The following is a 16,770-nucleotide window of genomic DNA, read 5'->3' as shown; positions in this document are numbered from 1 at the left end:
AGGACCAATTCCATCCCCGGCAATTACAGCAATTTGATATGTGCGCATCCTATTCGCCCCGATTCCAGACAATCATCTTTAGTTCTGTCATTTCTTCAACCGCATACTTAATTCCTTCCCGTCCTGTTCCGCTTTCCTTTACCCCGCCATATGGCATATGATCAACGCGGAATGTCGGTATATCATTGATCATCACCGCCCCAACTTCGAGTGTATCGCTGGCAAACAATGCTGTATCAATGTCTTTTGTATAAATTCCTGCCTGCAAACCGAATCTGGAATCATTCACATATGAAATCGCTTCCTGGACGGAGCGCACTTTATTAAGGATCACCACTGGCGCAAACACTTCCTGGCAGGAAACCTTCATGTTTGGATCGACATCGGTCATGACGGTTGGCTCCAGCACACCATCAGCAGTGAGCTTCCCTCCTGTTAAAAGCTTCGCGCCATTTTGCTGGGCTTCTTCAATCCATTCTAGTGCCCGTCTTGTTTCCTTTCTTGAAATTAGCGCGGAAATATTGGTGTCAGGGTCCAGCGGGTCGCCGATCTTTAATTCTCTGGCTGCCGCCGCAAACTTTTCCGCAAATTCCTCGTAGATGTCTTCATGAGCATAAATGCGCTGCAGGGAAATGCAAACCTGCCCCTGGTTTGAGAAAGCCCCTGAAATATGCCGGTCAATCACCTGGTCCACATTTGTATCTTTATCCAAAATAACAGCTGCGTTGGAGCCGAGCTCAAGGGTGGTCCTTTTCAAACCCGCTTTATTACGGATCGCAATCCCCACTGCCGGGCTCCCGGTAAAAGTAATCATGGCCAATCTTTCGTCCCGGACAAGGGCTTCTCCTGCAACCGACCCGGTCCCTGTTACAACGTTTAGTACACCATCCGGCAGACCCGCTTCCTTGAATAATTCGGCAATATATAGTGCCGATAATGGTGTCTGGGTCGCAGGTTTTAACACAATTGAGTTACCTGAAGCAATGGCCGGGCCTACCTTATGTGCCACCAGATTCATAGGAAAGTTGAACGGAGTGATGGCACCAATGACCCCAATTGGCTTGCGGACCGTATAGCCAATCCTCCCTGTACCTCCCGGAGAAGCGTCAAAGGGGATGGTTTCCCCGTGTATTCGTTTTGCTTCCTCTGCCGCAAACTTGTAGGTTTCGATTGTTCTGGATACCTCCGCTCTTGCAAAAACTATGGGCTTCGCCGCTTCATTTGCAATCACCTCTGCCGCCTCATCCAACCTTTTCCCCAGCAGCTTCACCACATTTTCGAGAATGGACGCCCGCTTATAAGCCGGCATTTGAGAGATAGCCTGGAACCCCGACTGGGCGGATTGAATCGCAGCCTCGACCAGTTTTTCATCGGCCACTGCAACCTGGGCAATGGCTTCGCAGGAATACGGAGAGTAAAGGGTTGCATATTCTATCGCCACAACTTTCTTTCCATGAATAAATAAGTGCTTTTTCTCTGCTCCTGCCACTTTGTTCATCGTCCCAATGCCTCCAATACCATCTCGTGAAATTGAACAATTGCTTTTTCTGAAGAAGAATAGATTCCTTGGTTAAAAGCGCGGGACCGGAATCCGATTTGCTCTAATTCTACTAACTCCACATCTTCCTGTCTAACCTGTTCTGCAAACGCTACCAAATCTTTTTCTTCCTGCGATAGATTTTCATCCCTAAAATAGTAGGTATAAACCCCTAAGGTTGTTTCATGGTCAATTGGGATCATCTCAATGGTCGCCATGTTTCCCGGACCCGGATAAATCGTCACCATCAGGTTGGGCCATAGCCAGTAAAACTCTCCCCCCTGCATCTCGGCATCATTCAAATTGGTCGTACCCATTACTTTGTCGGGTTTTACCATGGAAGCCTGAACGGAATAATTGTTGCAGGTGATGATTTGGTAGTTTTTCATATCCAAAGTCGCCACAAAGCTCGGATGGGCCACGTGGCAGTGGTCACACTCCAGATAGTTATCTATAAAAGCCTTCCAGTTTGCCTTGATGATTCGGGTCTTTTGATTAATCCTCTTCAGTTCACCCAGGAAAGGAAATTTTTTCAAACGATCAAACAAATCTCCATACGTTTCCAGCAACGGCTTGCAGTTATCATTTAGATTAACAAAGATTAACGATTCCATGATTTCCATTCTTACAGATCGCAGACAGCGGTCGCTGACACAGTGAGCGTCTTCTCCTGTAAAGTTCGGAGCTTTGTTCAGCTTTCCATCCAAATGGAATGTCCATCCATGATAGCCGCATTGGAAGATTTTCTTTGAGCCTGCCTCACTTTTTTCAAGCTTTGTGGCACGGTGCGGACAGACATTGTAAAAGGCTCGGATCACTTCATCCCTTCCGCGGGTGATGATGATTGGTTCCCCGGCGATATCGGTTGTAAAAAATTGTCCTGCCTTTTCTACCTGGCTTACATGGCCTGCCAGCTGCCATGTTTTCGAAAAAATATCCTGCATTTCCTGCTGATATACCTTTGGGTCGGTGTATAAATCATAAGTTAAGGTTCTTTCAAACGTTTTACCGGTTTTGTTTTGTACTGGGTTATAAGTTGCCATTACACATGCCACTCCTGTTCCTTCTTTTTTTAAGTACCTTATCAAGTGAGTAGAAAACAATTCAGTCGGAAAGCGGCTTCCCCCCTTATGCATTTAGAAGCAAAGCATTTACAAGTCACAGAATATTTTGTTAAATGATGATAAGGATATCCTGTAAAAGAGAAACTCTTGCATCTCTTGTAAATTATTAATGCAATTACTGTGCCAATGTTGTTAAACGGTCTATTCCTATTAAAAACGGCAATCTTTACGACTAGTTCACTCAAAAATCGAGTTGATTTCACCTCACTTGATTTAAAAACAACTCAATAGATAAGGGGATTACGATTCATGTTAGATGCCATGCAGATACCTGAGATTACTGGTGAAACGTTAAAGAAAATTCTTGATCATTCCTCGGATGAAATTTTTGTAATTGACGGTAACGGGCGAATTATTTTTGTAAATAAAGTGTGTGAAAAACATTATGGGTTAAAACCCGAGGATGTCGTTGGGAAACATAACGCAGAATTGTATGAAAAAGGGTATTGGAAGCCCAGTATTGTTCCACAGGTTCTTAAAGAAAAGAAGCCAGTCACGATTAGGCAGACAACCTATATTGGAGCAGAGCTGTTAACCACGGCGGTTCCCATTTTAAATGAAGAAAATGAAATTGAACTGATTGTGACTACATCGCGGGAACTACAAACCTTTAAAAGCATTAAAAAGGTAAGGGACTCTCAGCCTGAGGAAGCCCCCCACAGCATACCCCTGACAAATTGTTCAAAAATGAAAGATATTCTCAAGGTTTGCGAAAAAATTGCAAAGGTTGACTCCACCATATTAATCCAGGGGGAATCGGGAACCGGCAAAGGCGTTCTCGCACAATACATCCATGACATAAGCAGCCGCAAACACAAAACTTTTCTAAAGCTTAATTGTGCTGCCCTTCCCGAAGACTTGCTTGAGTCCGAGCTTTTTGGCTATGTGGAAGGTGCTTTCACTGGGGCAAACAGGCACGGGAAAAAAGGACTCCTTGAAATCGCGGACAAAGGCACGCTGTTTCTCGACGAAATTGGTGAACTCCCTCTCTCCCTGCAGGCAAAGTTACTTCAGGTCATTCAGGAAAAGCAGTACCTTCCCATTGGTGGGTACCAAACGAAGAAAGTGGATGTCCGGATTATTGCGGCCACCAATCGTGATTTATTTGAAATGGTGGGGAACAGAAGCTTTCGCGAAGATTTATTTTATCGGCTGAATATTATTGACATCTATCTTCCGCCATTAAGGGAGCGCAAAGAGGATATCATCCCGCTGACCTACAATTTTTTATATGCGTTTAATAAAAAATATGAAATGAATAAAATCATTTCCCAGGAATGCCTTGATATTTTTTATGAGTATCACTGGCCCGGAAACATCCGGCAGCTGGAAAATGTGATGGAGCGGCTCGTTGTTACCAGTGACCAGACCATCGGGAGAAATGACCTGCCAGAGCTGATTGCCCAAAACATCAAGCCGCAAACACAGCTCGCCCTTCCGTCAAAGCTAGATGATGCCATTGAACATGTTAAGAAAGTGCTTGTCGCTCAGTCCTATGAAAAATATAAAAGCTCAAGAAAAGTAGCAAAGGACCTGAACATCAGCCAAACCAGGGCAGTAAAGCTGATCAGCGAGTATTGCAACAGGGATGTGTAGGAAGCGGGTGGGTTCTCCGCTTTCTACTCTCCGTTTAATTTGTAAAAAAAAACCGCCGGCGCTGTACCACCAAACGGTCAGAACATACGAGAGACCACAGCATGTTAATTGAAGAGAACCGTCCCCCTGCTTGCTTTAATGAATCATTATTGGCAGTTTTTCGATAAAATCATAATCTAAATGGTTATATAGGATTTCCCACAATTCATCGGGATTGGCTATGTCTGCAAACTGACCACATTCAATAAATTTCTTTTTCACTTCAGCATAAAATATTTCTGGATGAATCCGTTCTATTTGTCTTTTTGTTCCTTGAGGAGTTACGACCTTTATATCACCCAAAGGGATACCGGGAGTATCTTCTTGTGTTTGCTCGATTCTCATCCTTTTAGCCAATTCTATTACATTAGGATCCATGAGGTCCTTCCCCGTTAAATTATCGAGGTAGACTCTCCCACGAACAAATGAAAAGGCCACCATAAAAGGAATGCTGAATTTGGCGTCTTGTACGGTTTTAGGATGACAGCGGTCCTCAAGCGGTTCACATAACATTTTCGCTGTTTCATTTACCCCGATTACGATTTGCTCCATTTCACAATGTTCAAAATGGTTCCGAAGGACAAGGGCGGACTGGATAAATGGATGGGAATAACGGCAGCTCGGATAAAGTTTAATGCAAGTATCGGAAAATGCCCATGTTTCATCGTCCAATAATACGCCCCGCTGTTTTTCATTCAAATTCTTTCCAAAATAATTTTGAAAAAGCCCTGCTTTTCCATCCAAACAGCTAGCAGGTGCCGTCACCCCTTCTTTTGCTAAAAATGCTGCTTGAACGCCTCCCATGGATGAAAAAGCCGGATAAATGGACCTAGCCTCGGAACCCGTTCCAACTCCCGGTTCTTTCCCGCCAGCTGCTTGCATATAGGCCAGTCCCAACGCATGAACCAATTGATTTTCATCTAACCCAAGCACAAGCCCAGCTGTGATGGCCGCTCCGAGATAACCAAACAATTGAGTTAGAAACCATTTGGAATCTGTACCCGTCCCTTTGGGCTCCAGCGCATATCCCAGTCGGCAAAGTAACTCGTTACCAAGTCCAACTGCAGAAATGAAATCCAAATTCGGAGTATCGACAGCGTCGCCGGCGGCTAATGCGGCAGCCAGGGTAACAGGGGTGGGATGGATTCTGGCCGCATCGTGAATATCATCAAAGTCCAAAGCATGTGCCAAAGCTGTATTTGCAAATGCAGCATAGGCCGGGGGGAGAACATCCCCGCTTCCCATGACACGGCCCGTCCCTCCCTTTACCCCCAGAGAAATCCCTGCAATTGATTTTAAAGCAACAGGAGCCCCTTTATAGGCGGCTAAGGATATTCCAATGGTATCGCAAATATGGAGAATCACCTTTTCACGAATTTCCTCCGGCAAACCTCGTTTCTGACTGCGAATTACTGCCCGTACAACCTCCGTGCTTAATGACAAAATAACTCCCCCGCTTTACATTTCAAATTAGACCAAAGTTAGTTCTTTCTCTTCCGTTGTGCTGCTGGTGCTGCCTGCATCACCGATTACCGACTTTTCCAGCAATTCCGCTACATCATAGGATGCAACTGTATCTTCAACTCCTTTTGCTTTTGTTCCATCACTTAGCATCGTTAAGCAAAATGGGCAGCCTGCGCTGAGGACAGTTGGACTAACTTCGAGGGCCTGTTCCGTACGAGCGACATTGATGCGTTGCCCTTTGTCTTCTTCCATCCACATTAAACCGCCTCCTGCCCCGCAACACATAGCGTCTTGACGATTCCGTTTCATTTCGGCAAGCTGTACTCCTGGAATCGATTTTAAAATCTCGCGTGGAGCATCATATACGTCATTATAGCGGCCCAAATAGCATGAATCGTGGAATGTAACGGTTTCAATGACACCATACTCTGGCTTTAGGCGGCCATCTTTGACAAGCTGGTCAAGTAATTCTGTATGATGATACACTTCCGCTTCAAAGCCTAAATCTTTATACTCATTTTTGAAAATATTGAAAGCATGCGGATCAATGGTGACGATTTTTTTCACTTCATTTTTTTCAAACTCCGCTATGTTGGCCGCAGCTAATTCCTGGAATAAAAATTCGTTGCCGAGACGCCGTGGAGTATCACCTGAGTTTTTTTCTTTATTACCGAGAATGGCAAAAGAGACACCAGCTACATTCATCAGTTTAGCGAAAGAAAGGGCAATTTTTTGACTGCGGCTATCAAAAGCTCCCATCGAACCAACCCAGAATAAATATTCCGGCTCTTCTCCTGCTTTCTTTGCTTCTTTCATTGTTGGGATGTGCACATCATCGCGGAGCTTGCGCCAATTTTCCTTTTCTTTTCTGTTTAATCCCCATGGATTGCCTTGGCGCTCAATATTTTGCATCGCGCGCTGGGCATCCGGGTCCAATTTCCCTTCGGTTAATACAAGATAGCGACGGAGATCGATAATTTTATCCACATGCTCGTTCATAACAGGACACTGGTCTTCACAATTGCGACAGGTTGTACAAGCCCAGATTTCTTCCTCCGAAATGACATCCCCAATAAGGGACGGACTATAAGGTTCGATTCCCCTTCCAATTTTGTTGCCTTGTGAATCAGCAAAAGCAAATGCTGGAACCCAAGGCTGCTGGGATGTAATCGCAGCCCCCGTAAATGTAAGATGATTGCGGAGTTTGACAATTAAATTCATTGGAGACAGCTCTTTGCCTGTACCCGTGGCAGGACACATGTTCGTACATCTTCCACATTCGACACAGGCGTAAAAATCAATCATTTGTGTCTGGGTAAAATCCTGGATTTTCCCTACTCCAAATGTTTCCTGAGATTCATCTTCAAAATCAATCGTCCGGAGTGTACCTGCTTTGTTTAATCGGTGGAAATACGTATTAATCGGTCCGGCAATTAAATGGGCATGTTTTGACTGTGGTACATACACAAGGAACGCTAACAATACCAATAAATGAAGCCACCACATGCCATAAAATAATGAAATGGCAATATGCTCCCGGATTCCTGAAAAAATGACGGCAATGGATGAAGCAACTGGTTCCATCCATGTAAAATGGACCGGTTCCTCTTGCCAAACCAGATACATCCCATTGCCTGCCAAGACAGATAGCATGAGGGAACCGATAAAAATGAGCACCAGCCCATTTTTCCAGCCACGCTTCAGGCGGGCAAGCTTTTCGATATACCTTCTATAAAATGCTCCCACAACAGCGATAAGAATCATGAGCGTGACGATTTCCTGGAAAAATTTAAAAAGTCCGTAGAATGGACCAAAGGGGATTGCAACTCCTGGAATAACCCCTTTAATGATAAAATCGATTGCTCCAAGCTGGACCAAAAGAAATCCATAAAAGAAGATGACGTGAATCGTACCACTTTTTTTATCCTTCATTAATTTTTTCTGACCAAACACATTGACCATAATATTGCGGATCCGTTCATCTTTACGCTGATCGTATTCCTCTTTTTTTCCAAGTTTAATAAATTGGTAGCGCGTTTTTAGTAAATAGGCAAATAAATAGACGGCATACCCTATAACAGCAATGGTTGCGATTAAGTTTATCCATAATAATCCGTTCAATGGCGGCTTCCTCCTCTGTTTTCGGCCATTATTTGTATCCTTGGCAGCTTCCCGCTGTCTACGACAAATAAGCCAGTGACAATGTAGGGTCCACTGACTTATTTGGGCTCAGCAAAGCACTCTCGCTTTTCTATAAACCAACCGGACGTCCGCCGCCAAAGGCTTCTACGGCCGTTGCTGTCACAGCAACTGATTTTGGCAAGCATAAATCCACGATTACGTGCGCGATATCGATCGGCTGCAGCCACCCTGTTTTATTCAGGTCAGGACCTAGATCATCTGTCATCTTCGTATCAACCGGACCCGGACAGACTGCATTTACTCTTACATTATAAGGTTTTAGTTCTTCCCCTAAAGCTTTTGAAAAGCCAATCGCAGCAAATTTTGAGGTAATATAAGCACTGCGGTCTGGGCCGCCTTTTGTTCCCCAAATGGAAGAAATATTGACGATCACTCCATCTCGATTCTCTTTCATTTGCGGAACAACCTCACGAGCCAGGAGAAAATGGGCACGGCTATTAATATCCTGGACAAAGTCCCATTCTTCAACCGTTGTTTCATCAAGTGGCTTAAGGAGCATGGTACCTGCATTATTGACCAGGATATCAACATCCCCTAATTTTTCCCGTGTCTCTCTGACCGCTTTTTTTACATCCTCCACGCTCCTTACATCGCCCGTTACGTAAATCGCTTCTCCGCCTAACTCATTTGTTATATAATTCGCCGTATCAGAAACTTCCGCTTCACTCCGGGAAAAAACAGCGACTTTGGCGCCATGTTTTGCCAGCAAAAGACTGGTTTCCCTCCCAATGCCTCGTCCACCGCCTGTTACGAGTGCAACCTTGCCTTGTAATTCCATCTAAATCCCCCCAAAATTGTTAACCTTTTAAAGTTTGAATAAATTTGTCATTTAGGTATAACTCCTGCCTCCCTTAAGAGAGGTAAGGAGTTATACTTGAAAGAGATCGAATAATTTTAAATCCCGATTTTTTCCGGATTGGTGACATAGTTTACTGCATGTGCACCGGAGATTTTCCCATAGACCAATGCACGGAGGACAGATGTGCCGCCTGGGTATTTTCCATAGTAAAGGCCTGCCGTTTCTCCTGCTGCATATAAACCTGGAATCGGGTGATCATCCCCGGACAGCACCCGGCCGTTGGTATCGGTGGCAAGACCGCCATTCGTGAATACATTGGAGCAGACAATTGGGTAGGCAATAAAAGGTGCTTGATCAATGGTAATCGCCCAGTTGGATTTAGGAGGTGTGATACCAACCGCCTTTTTGCCGTCCTTTTTCTTCGAGTTAAACTCTCCAGGCTGGACAGCGGCGTTGAATTGTTCAACGGTAGCTTTCAGACTGGCAGCAGGAACCCCGATCTTGTCGGCCAGCTCTTCTAATGTGTCAGCCACTATCGCCGGCTTATCTGTTTCCAGCGCCTGTTCATAATTAGGGATATCATACATTTTTTGATCACTGATCATATAAGCAATGTGGCCGGGCAGGTCATAGAAAATCTTGCGGGCAACTGCCTCATACTGCTCATCAATGGTGGAAATACCTTCATCCACAAAACGGTTGCCATTTTTATCAACCAGGATGGCATAAGGGTAGGTCATGACGGCCGCTTCTTCCCGTTTGCTTCGCGGGTCAACCGGCTCGGCATGGAAGGCATCGTATTGGCCGGTGCCTTTTGCCCCAATATTCAGGGCCATGCGGATGGCTTCGCCTTTGTTGTATTTCCCGCCTTCACAAACCGGCCTGATGGTATGGGCATCCCGGCCGATATACTGGGCCATCATTTCATGGCTTCCCTGGAAACCGCCGGCTGCCAAAATCAATGCACCGATTTTTAAATTCAGGGAAGCACCGCCCTTGATGCGGACCATCAGTTCACTGACGGCGCCATCCTCATCCAGTCCGATTTCCCATGCAGTCGCTTCATAGATAATTTCCACTCCAAGCGCACTGGCGCGGCGGGATAGATTGTCTATGATCGCACGGCCTCCGCCGACCGGAAGCAGACGGGGACGCGTGGAAGTCAGGAACATGGTTGGCAGGTAGTCGAAGTCAACGCCTTTTTCTTCTACCCATCTCAGCGTAGGGCCGGCATTTGCAGCAAGCGTTTCAATGTAGGGGCGATCCGCATAGTTATCCGAAAACGTCATCATATCTTCCACAAAATGATCTGCTACTTCGTCGATGTTTTTCATCCTCATATAAGAGGCCGTCCAACGGGAATTTCCGCCTCTATTGTCAAAATTCGCCCGCTCTAAAATCGCGATCCGAAGATCTTCTCCCTGGTTTTTGGCACTTTCAGCAGCTGACAGGGCCGCTGCTGTCCCTGCAGCGCCGCAGCCAATCACGACAATATCATAATCCAATTCTCTTCCCACATTCGTACCCTCCTTAAAGATTTTATATTTTAAAAATCTAACCGGTATTGACGCCCATTCTCTTTTTTAGTGCTTTGGTAAGGGCAGGGATCACACTCATATAGTCCGCCACAACCCCTAGATTCGCCCGTTTAAAGATTGGAGCCTCCGAATCATGGTTTATGGCTACAACTGTTTTTGCATTTGTGATTCCTGAAAGATGCTGGCTTGCTCCCGATATTCCGACCGCAATGTAGAGATCCGGTGCGACTACCGCACCCGTTTGGCCCACCTGAAAACTTGTTGGCACCCAGCCGGCATCGCACGCTGCACGGGAGGCGCCCACTGCACCCCCCAGGACATTGGCAAGAGCCTCCAGTTCATCAAATCCTTCCGGTCCGCCAAGTCCCCTTCCCCCGGATACGATGATCCGCGCATCTTCAAGCCTTACACCAGAAAGGGCGCTTTCGATTTTTTCCGCCAATGTTGATACGATAACCTCTTCGGAAAGGTCAATTTTCAATGGAATAATATCGCCTGTCCGATTCTCATCCCTGGATGCAGGTTCATGGCTCTTTGGCCGTATTCCGATGACCGCTTTCTTTCGATTAATCGTATATTCTCCATAAGCCTTATCGCCATAGATGGGACGAACATAGTGAACCGTCCCCTCTTCCACTTTGAAATCAATGACTTCCGTTAACGCAGACGCGGAAGACCGGGTGGCCAGGCGGCCGATAAGGTCTTTTCCTTTACGGTCGAAGGGCAGGACCAGTATCGTTGATTGTGATTTTTCAAAAGCTTCACTGATTGCATCGAGATACAGTTCCACTTGATATTGTGCCAATAATGGTGAATCGATGGTGTAGGCTTTTTCAGCACCGAAGGCTATCGCTTCCTTCGCTGCTGTCCCGGCTCCGGGACCGATGAGAACGGCCGCTGTCTCTCCGTTTGCAGAACGAGCAAGGGAGCTGCCAAAAGCCAAGGCTTCCCTGGCATTGGAACTGAGGTTCCCTCCTTGCTGATTTGCATATATAAGCACATTTGCCATCTGTAACGACCTCCTACAAAACCTTTAATTCCATAAGTTTCCCTGCCAATCCGGAAGCAAGTTCGGGACCATCTTCCCCAACCAGGAACTCACAGGCGACCTCCCGATCAGGAACATAGACTTTCCGCAGGGCAACAGCTGGCTGACATCGTTCTGCATCAATCTCCAGGTCGTCTGCCTCCAATTCCTCGATTGGTTTGCTTCTCGAGAGCCTGATATCTTTTACTTTGGGAAGCCGGGGAACATTTTTTTCCGAACTAACAATCGTGAATACTGCTGGAGACGGCACGTCAATCACCTGATAGCCATTCTCTGCTTCGCATGTTGCCTTGAGTATGCTGCCCTCGACGGCTAATTCGGAGGCCAATGTCACACAGGGAATCCCAAGCTCTTCCGCTAGCACAGGACCCACTAATCCTTCTTCAATATCGCTCGCCTGGTAGCCGGTGAGAACGAGATCCGCTCCCCCAAAACTTTGGATCGTTCGAGCAAGAATATGGCCTACCGCCTGGCCATCAAGGTTTTCCCATTCGTCCTCCCATACACGGACGGCCCGGTCGGCAGTAAAGCTGAGTGCACGGCGGAGGACATCCTCTGAATCCTCATCCCCCAGACAAAGGGCAGTCACTGTGGCCCCGCCGATTTTATCTCTAAGCTGAATCGCTGTCTCCAATGCGTTTTCCGCATAGGAATCCATCACCATGTCGGCAACGCCATCGTCCGGACGGTTGGTCTCTGGATCAATTTTGAAGTACCGCGGCGGGAGTTCCGGATCCAGCACCTGCTTTAGACATACAACGATATGCATTTGGGCTCACCCCTTTTCGAAAAATGTATATTGAAAATTTAGACTATTTAACAGATGTGGATGCTTGGTTCCTCCCTCTAACCGGGAGTCCTTCGTCATTTTGGGGATCCGGGACAGCAACCAAACCGTACAGTTCACGAAGCCTTGCGACTGCCTCTTCCGGCGGCTTGGCATTGTAATAACCGCGCCGGGTCATGTAAACACCTGAGTTCTTTCTGAGATCAACCAGTGATTCACACATTTTGATTCCGGCAGCAAACGAGTCGACTACAGGAACATCCCCAATCCGCGAGATACCTTGGGTTGCCAGGAATACATTCATTGGCCCTTCCCCCGGAACGATGACATCAGCCCCTTCCGCAATCGCTTTTTCGGCTGCCTTTATGAAGGAGGCAATGACAGGTTCCGGATTTTCAAACCCGGCCAGGACATCATCAAAACCAACCTCTGTCTGGACAATTGGGCCAAGCTTGCCACCAAGGCCATATCTCCTGGCATTCTCCCGCAGTTCATCAGCCAGCGGAGCCAGAAAATTCACGACGCCGATCGTGTCACCAAGCATGGAGGCAATATGGAAAGAGGCCTGGCCGTAGCCGATTACGGGGATGTCGACCAATGTCCGGGCTTCCAGCAGGCCAACATCAGGTATAGTCCCGATGAACATTGCATCATAGCCGGCACTCTCAGCCATTAATGCTGCACGTACGAATTGTTCACGGTGCAGGTTTTGCAGGTAGGAATACGTAATAAAATGTCCAGGATAATTCGTCGGGTATGTATCTTTGGACATTCCATGGAGAACAACCTCCACTCCTGGACGAGCGACGGTGTCGATATGTTTTAGAACAGCATCCCGGTACGGGACCACCGATTCAATACTAGTCAGGCTTTGATGCCAGATTTTCACAACTCATTACCTCCCTGAAAGAGTTTAGGATAGGAACAATCTGCTAAGGCACAATATATGCCTTAGCAGGTCCCTCCTCTTAGACGACAGTCGTTTTTTTCAGTGCGTCCTGGACGGCCAATCTGCCGAAAATGGCGCATTTTCCAAGCGAAGATCCGGTCACATACCCTGCGCCGTGAAAACCGCCCGTTAACTCTCCTGCTGCGTACAGCCCGGGAATGGTTTCATTATATGGATTGAGCACCTGTCCCTGTGGATTCACGGCAACACCTGCATAGGTCGCAAGCATCGCCACCGTTGATTCAAACGCATAAAATGGGGCTTTTTCAATCGGTGTCGGCTTTCCATAATGATGGGTGAGCGATTTTCGGCCAAATTCCGGGTCAGATCCGCTTTCGATTCCCTTGTTATAAAGAGCAATCGTGTTTTCCAGTACTTCAACCGGCACATCGATGCAGTCTGCCAGCTCTTCCAATGTATCCACTTGATACAAAAGCCTGCGCCGCTTAAGCAAGTCAAAATCATAAAGCGGATCATCTCCGACGGCTTTCTCCATCACCGTCTGATCCCATATTTGATAGGAAATTCCTTCAGGCTGCCGTAATGCCTCATTTCCTAAAAGTTTATAAGAAAGAGATTCATTGACAAACCGCTTCCCATCCTGATTGACGATGATTCCTCCCTTGTAGAAGGCCAATCCCTGCGACTTAACGGCACTGTTGGCACTTGGGTGAAATCCGTACGTTCCGCTCAGGTAAGGAAGGTCGAGCAGCCAGGCACCATGCTCACAGGCCATCTTCAATCCATCGCCATGGTTTCCTTCCCCGCCAATCCGGAGGGCCTCATCAAGGTGAGGAGCAAATAGCTTCAGAAACTCTTCACTTTTCGCGAAGCCTCCCGAGGCAAGCAGCACTCCTTTTGCAGCTGCAGCAGTATGCTCTTTTCCGTCTGCTTCAAATAGTACCTGATCAATGCGGCCTTCAGCGTTTTTCAAAAGCCTTTTTGCAGGAGCATTCAGCCGAATTTTTACATTTGGAAGCTCCTTGGCCCTTTTATACAGCACTTGTATTGCCTGGTGCGGGTCAATCGTATGGCCGCGGGGAACACTGTGCCCGCTGACCGCTTGCAGCGTGCGGAATTCAACTCCATGACCTTTTAGCCATGTATAGGTTTCCAGTTGATGTTGGCCATAGGCGTCAATGAGTTCCTTCCTGTTGACTGCGCCGCCAACCTCAAGCAGATCGTCGACGAGGTATTGAGTTGAATCTTCTATGCCCGCTTTTTCCTGCATGTCGGTACCTGCAAAAGCCATATACCCTGAACTAAGGACGGTGCTTCCGCCGAGCTCATCCTGCTTTTCAAGCAGCAGCACACTCGCACCCTGCTCCCCTGCCTCCACGGCAGCGCACATGCCGGCAAGTCCTCCGCCTAAAATAACCAGTTCATAGGATTCCATCCTGATTCACACCCTTACACTTCGATGCCTTCGAGCACAGCCAGTCCTGCCTCGCATACCTGCATGTCATGCGAATAATGGCCTCCGCTGACACCAATTCCGCCGATCACTTCGCCGTTGATGCGAATTGGGTAGCCGCCGCCGAAAATGACTAGTCTTGGAGTGTGGACAATTCCATGCAATAGCGGCGGATCATCCTTAAGTCTGTCATACCATTCATGTGTGGCCCTGTTGTACGCAGCGGCAGAGAACGCTTTGTTTTGGGCGATATCGAGACTCAATACCGGCGCTCCGTCCATTGTCTGGAATGCCTTCAGGTTGCCTGGCTTATCGACGATCGCAATGCTGAAAGGCATGCCCAGTTCTTCACCTTTTGCACGTGCTGCCTCAAGGATTTTGTTTGCTAGTTCCAGACTGATATTTTTCGATTCTGTAAAGTTTGCCATTGTTCATTACCACCTTTTTTTATTTTAGATTTAAGGTATATAGATACTCTTTTTCCCACTCTTTAACCTGATTGAGTTTAAAAAGAGTCTGCCTTTCTTCCCAGGTACAAATCAGATCGTGAATATTTTCCTGTGAGCCTTCTTCTTTTAATCTTTTTAGAGATTCCGTGATTCCCTTGATGGCCGAGCGCAGAACGGTATTGGCACACAGCATGATTTTGAATCCAAGGTCCTCGGCTTCTTTTAATGAAACAAGCGGCGTCTTCCCGCCTTCAACAAGGTTGATGATATGCGGGATTCCCTTGATGGAGGAGGTGATTTGCTGTAGCTGTTCAATCGTTGTAGGCGCTTCGACAAAAATAACATCGGCCCCAGCTTCCTTATAGGCATGGGCCCTTTCAATTGCATCGCTCATGCCATTGACGGCCAATGCGTCGGTACGCGCAATGATGGCGAGTTTCTCATCTTGTCTTGTATCCAGTGCTGCCTTGATTTTCCCGACCATTTCTTCCTGCGAAATCACATCTTTCCCGCTGAAATGTCCGCATTTCTTTGGCGATACCTGGTCCTCCATCTGGATGGCGGCCACGCCGGCGCGTTCAAATTCGCGGACCGTCCTCATGACGTTAATGGCATTTCCGAACCCGGTGTCGGCATCAACGACGATTGGGACAGACGTCACATCGGCCATGCGGGCCACAATGTCAGCCACCTCTTTCATCGTGGTAAGCCCGACATCGGCCCAGCCCAGCTGGGCATTGGAGATTCCTGCACCTGTTGCATAGATGGCTTTGAATCCCGTCTCCTCGATTAATCTTGCCGACATTGCATCATAGGCTCCAGGGAGAATGAAGGAACCTGGCTGGTGCAGTAAAGACTGAAACTTTTCTGTTTTTTTCATCCGAAACTATCACCTTTTCTCTTTTTATAGCTATATTTGAAAGTTTGGGATCACCCTTGGACATGATGGGCCAATGAGTGATAATCCCAAATCTTTTCATACAAAGGATATGGAGTTGCTTCTCCAATCCGCCGATGCCATTGAATGGTTAGCCATCCTTTTTTAGGTTTGGAGAGCGGCTTAAGGAGAATCATCTCTTTTTGCTCTGTTACCTTCACCTCGGCGTGCTGTGTTTTCATCGTTCCTGTTAGGGTGACATCATAGATGCCAGGTGCCGGCAAAGTATAAAAAGGCTTGGATTTTAAAGTGACTCCGTCATATTCACAATCGACCTCATACTCCCTGCCCAGGAAGTCAGGCATCTCATCCACCTTCCCTTTTAGCAGTCTTTCACGAATACAGGTGGAACTGATTTTTTCTCCGCGGCACTCCACTTTCGGAACCTTGGTCACATCAACAAGTCCGCCTGAATCTGCCTTTAGCCGATCCATATTGCCGGCCCCTTTACAGCCATACGCATAATCGAACCCAGCTACGGCATGGACAACGCCCAGATCAACCAAATATTTTCCAACAAACTCTTCAGGGGACAGCGACGAAAATTCTCTATCAAACTCGACGATATAAAAAAGATCCACACCCAGGGTACGAAGCACCTTTTCTTTTTCAGAAAGCGGCATCAGGTAGTTTACCTGCTTGCTTCCATTGGATAAAACGGTCTTCGGATGAGGGAAAAAACTCATCACAGAGACTGGAAGCTTTTTTTCGGTTCCAATCTGCTTCGCAGAATTGATGACTTCCTGATGGCCTTTATGCAGCCCGTCAAAAAAGCCCAATGCCATGATGTTTGGTTCTGCGGCCTTTTGCCAGAATGCCAGATTTCCAGGGTTCAAATATATCGTTTTCATGCCGAGCCCCCTTGTTGGTTTATTTATGTTCACTTC

General features: G+C 47.0%; 14 protein-coding genes. 1 reads left to right on the top strand and 13 read right to left on the bottom strand.

The window, feature by feature from the left end; genetic code table 11:
• Window positions 1-49: 49 nt before the first annotated feature.
• Both WQ57_RS05085 and WQ57_RS05080 read right to left on the bottom strand, forming a co-directional pair.
• Window positions 50-1,498, bottom strand: a complete 1,449-nt coding sequence (locus tag WQ57_RS05085; RefSeq protein WP_046522640.1) for an aldehyde dehydrogenase family protein — start codon at window positions 1,496-1,498, stop codon at window positions 50-52.
• A complete protein-coding gene (locus WQ57_RS05080; RefSeq protein ID WP_046522639.1) occupies window positions 1,495-2,580 on the bottom strand; it encodes an aromatic ring-hydroxylating oxygenase subunit alpha in 1,086 nt (361 codons plus the stop codon). The genes WQ57_RS05085 and WQ57_RS05080 overlap by 4 nt, the downstream gene beginning before the upstream one ends.
• Window positions 2,581-2,910: 330 nt before the next feature.
• Between WQ57_RS05080 and WQ57_RS05075 the strand changes: the two genes are divergently transcribed.
• Window positions 2,911-4,257, top strand: a complete 1,347-nt coding sequence (locus WQ57_RS05075; RefSeq protein WP_241481482.1) for a sigma-54 interaction domain-containing protein — start codon at window positions 2,911-2,913, stop codon at window positions 4,255-4,257.
• A gap of 135 nt (window positions 4,258-4,392) precedes the next feature.
• On the opposite strand, the gene WQ57_RS05070 is transcribed toward WQ57_RS05075, so the two are convergent.
• From WQ57_RS05070 to WQ57_RS05020, 11 genes are all read right to left on the bottom strand, one after another.
• Complete coding sequence (locus WQ57_RS05070) at window positions 4,393-5,739, bottom strand: MmgE/PrpD family protein (RefSeq protein ID WP_046522638.1); 1,347 nt, start codon at window positions 5,737-5,739, stop codon at window positions 4,393-4,395.
• 27 nt (window positions 5,740-5,766) lie between these two features.
• Entirely contained in the window at window positions 5,767-7,881 is a 2,115-nt protein-coding gene (locus WQ57_RS05065; protein WP_046522637.1) for a (Fe-S)-binding protein, read from the bottom strand.
• A gap of 130 nt (window positions 7,882-8,011) precedes the next feature.
• Window positions 8,012-8,740: an SDR family NAD(P)-dependent oxidoreductase gene (locus tag WQ57_RS05060; protein WP_046522636.1), complete on the bottom strand. Its 729-nt coding sequence runs from the start codon at window positions 8,738-8,740 to the stop codon at window positions 8,012-8,014.
• Window positions 8,741-8,856: 116 nt separating this feature from the next.
• Complete coding sequence (locus WQ57_RS05055; protein ID WP_046522635.1) at window positions 8,857-10,278, bottom strand: FAD-binding protein; 1,422 nt, start codon at window positions 10,276-10,278, stop codon at window positions 8,857-8,859.
• A 37-nt stretch (window positions 10,279-10,315) separates the two neighbouring features.
• Window positions 10,316-11,308: an electron transfer flavoprotein subunit alpha/FixB family protein gene (locus WQ57_RS05050; protein ID WP_052948646.1), complete on the bottom strand. Its 993-nt coding sequence runs from the start codon at window positions 11,306-11,308 to the stop codon at window positions 10,316-10,318.
• A 13-nt stretch (window positions 11,309-11,321) separates the two neighbouring features.
• The gene (locus WQ57_RS05045) at window positions 11,322-12,116 is read right to left on the bottom strand and encodes an electron transfer flavoprotein subunit beta/FixA family protein (protein WP_046522634.1); all 795 of its coding nucleotides are present in this window, start codon (window positions 12,114-12,116) and stop codon (window positions 11,322-11,324) included.
• A 43-nt stretch (window positions 12,117-12,159) separates the two neighbouring features.
• A complete protein-coding gene (locus tag WQ57_RS05040; RefSeq protein WP_046522633.1) occupies window positions 12,160-13,023 on the bottom strand; it encodes an aspartate/glutamate racemase family protein in 864 nt (287 codons plus the stop codon).
• A 79-nt stretch (window positions 13,024-13,102) separates the two neighbouring features.
• The gene (locus WQ57_RS05035; protein WP_046522632.1) at window positions 13,103-14,479 is read right to left on the bottom strand and encodes an FAD-dependent oxidoreductase; all 1,377 of its coding nucleotides are present in this window, start codon (window positions 14,477-14,479) and stop codon (window positions 13,103-13,105) included.
• Window positions 14,480-14,493: 14 nt separating this feature from the next.
• The gene (locus WQ57_RS05030) at window positions 14,494-14,925 is read right to left on the bottom strand and encodes a GlcG/HbpS family heme-binding protein (protein WP_046522631.1); all 432 of its coding nucleotides are present in this window, start codon (window positions 14,923-14,925) and stop codon (window positions 14,494-14,496) included.
• 19 nt (window positions 14,926-14,944) lie between these two features.
• On the bottom strand, window positions 14,945-15,826 hold the full coding sequence (locus WQ57_RS05025; RefSeq protein WP_046522630.1) for an isocitrate lyase/PEP mutase family protein: 882 nt from the start codon (window positions 15,824-15,826) through the stop codon (window positions 14,945-14,947).
• A gap of 50 nt (window positions 15,827-15,876) precedes the next feature.
• A complete protein-coding gene (locus WQ57_RS05020) occupies window positions 15,877-16,734 on the bottom strand; it encodes an FAD synthetase family protein (protein WP_046522629.1) in 858 nt (285 codons plus the stop codon).
• Between the last annotated feature and the right edge of the window lie 36 nt (window positions 16,735-16,770).

This window comes from Mesobacillus campisalis (genome assembly GCF_000986785.1).
Classification (GTDB): Bacteria; Bacillota; Bacilli; order Bacillales; family Cytobacillaceae; genus Mesobacillus_B; species Mesobacillus_B campisalis.
Note: the sequence above shows the minus strand (reverse complement) of the source record. Positions and strands in the feature narration are given on the sequence as shown.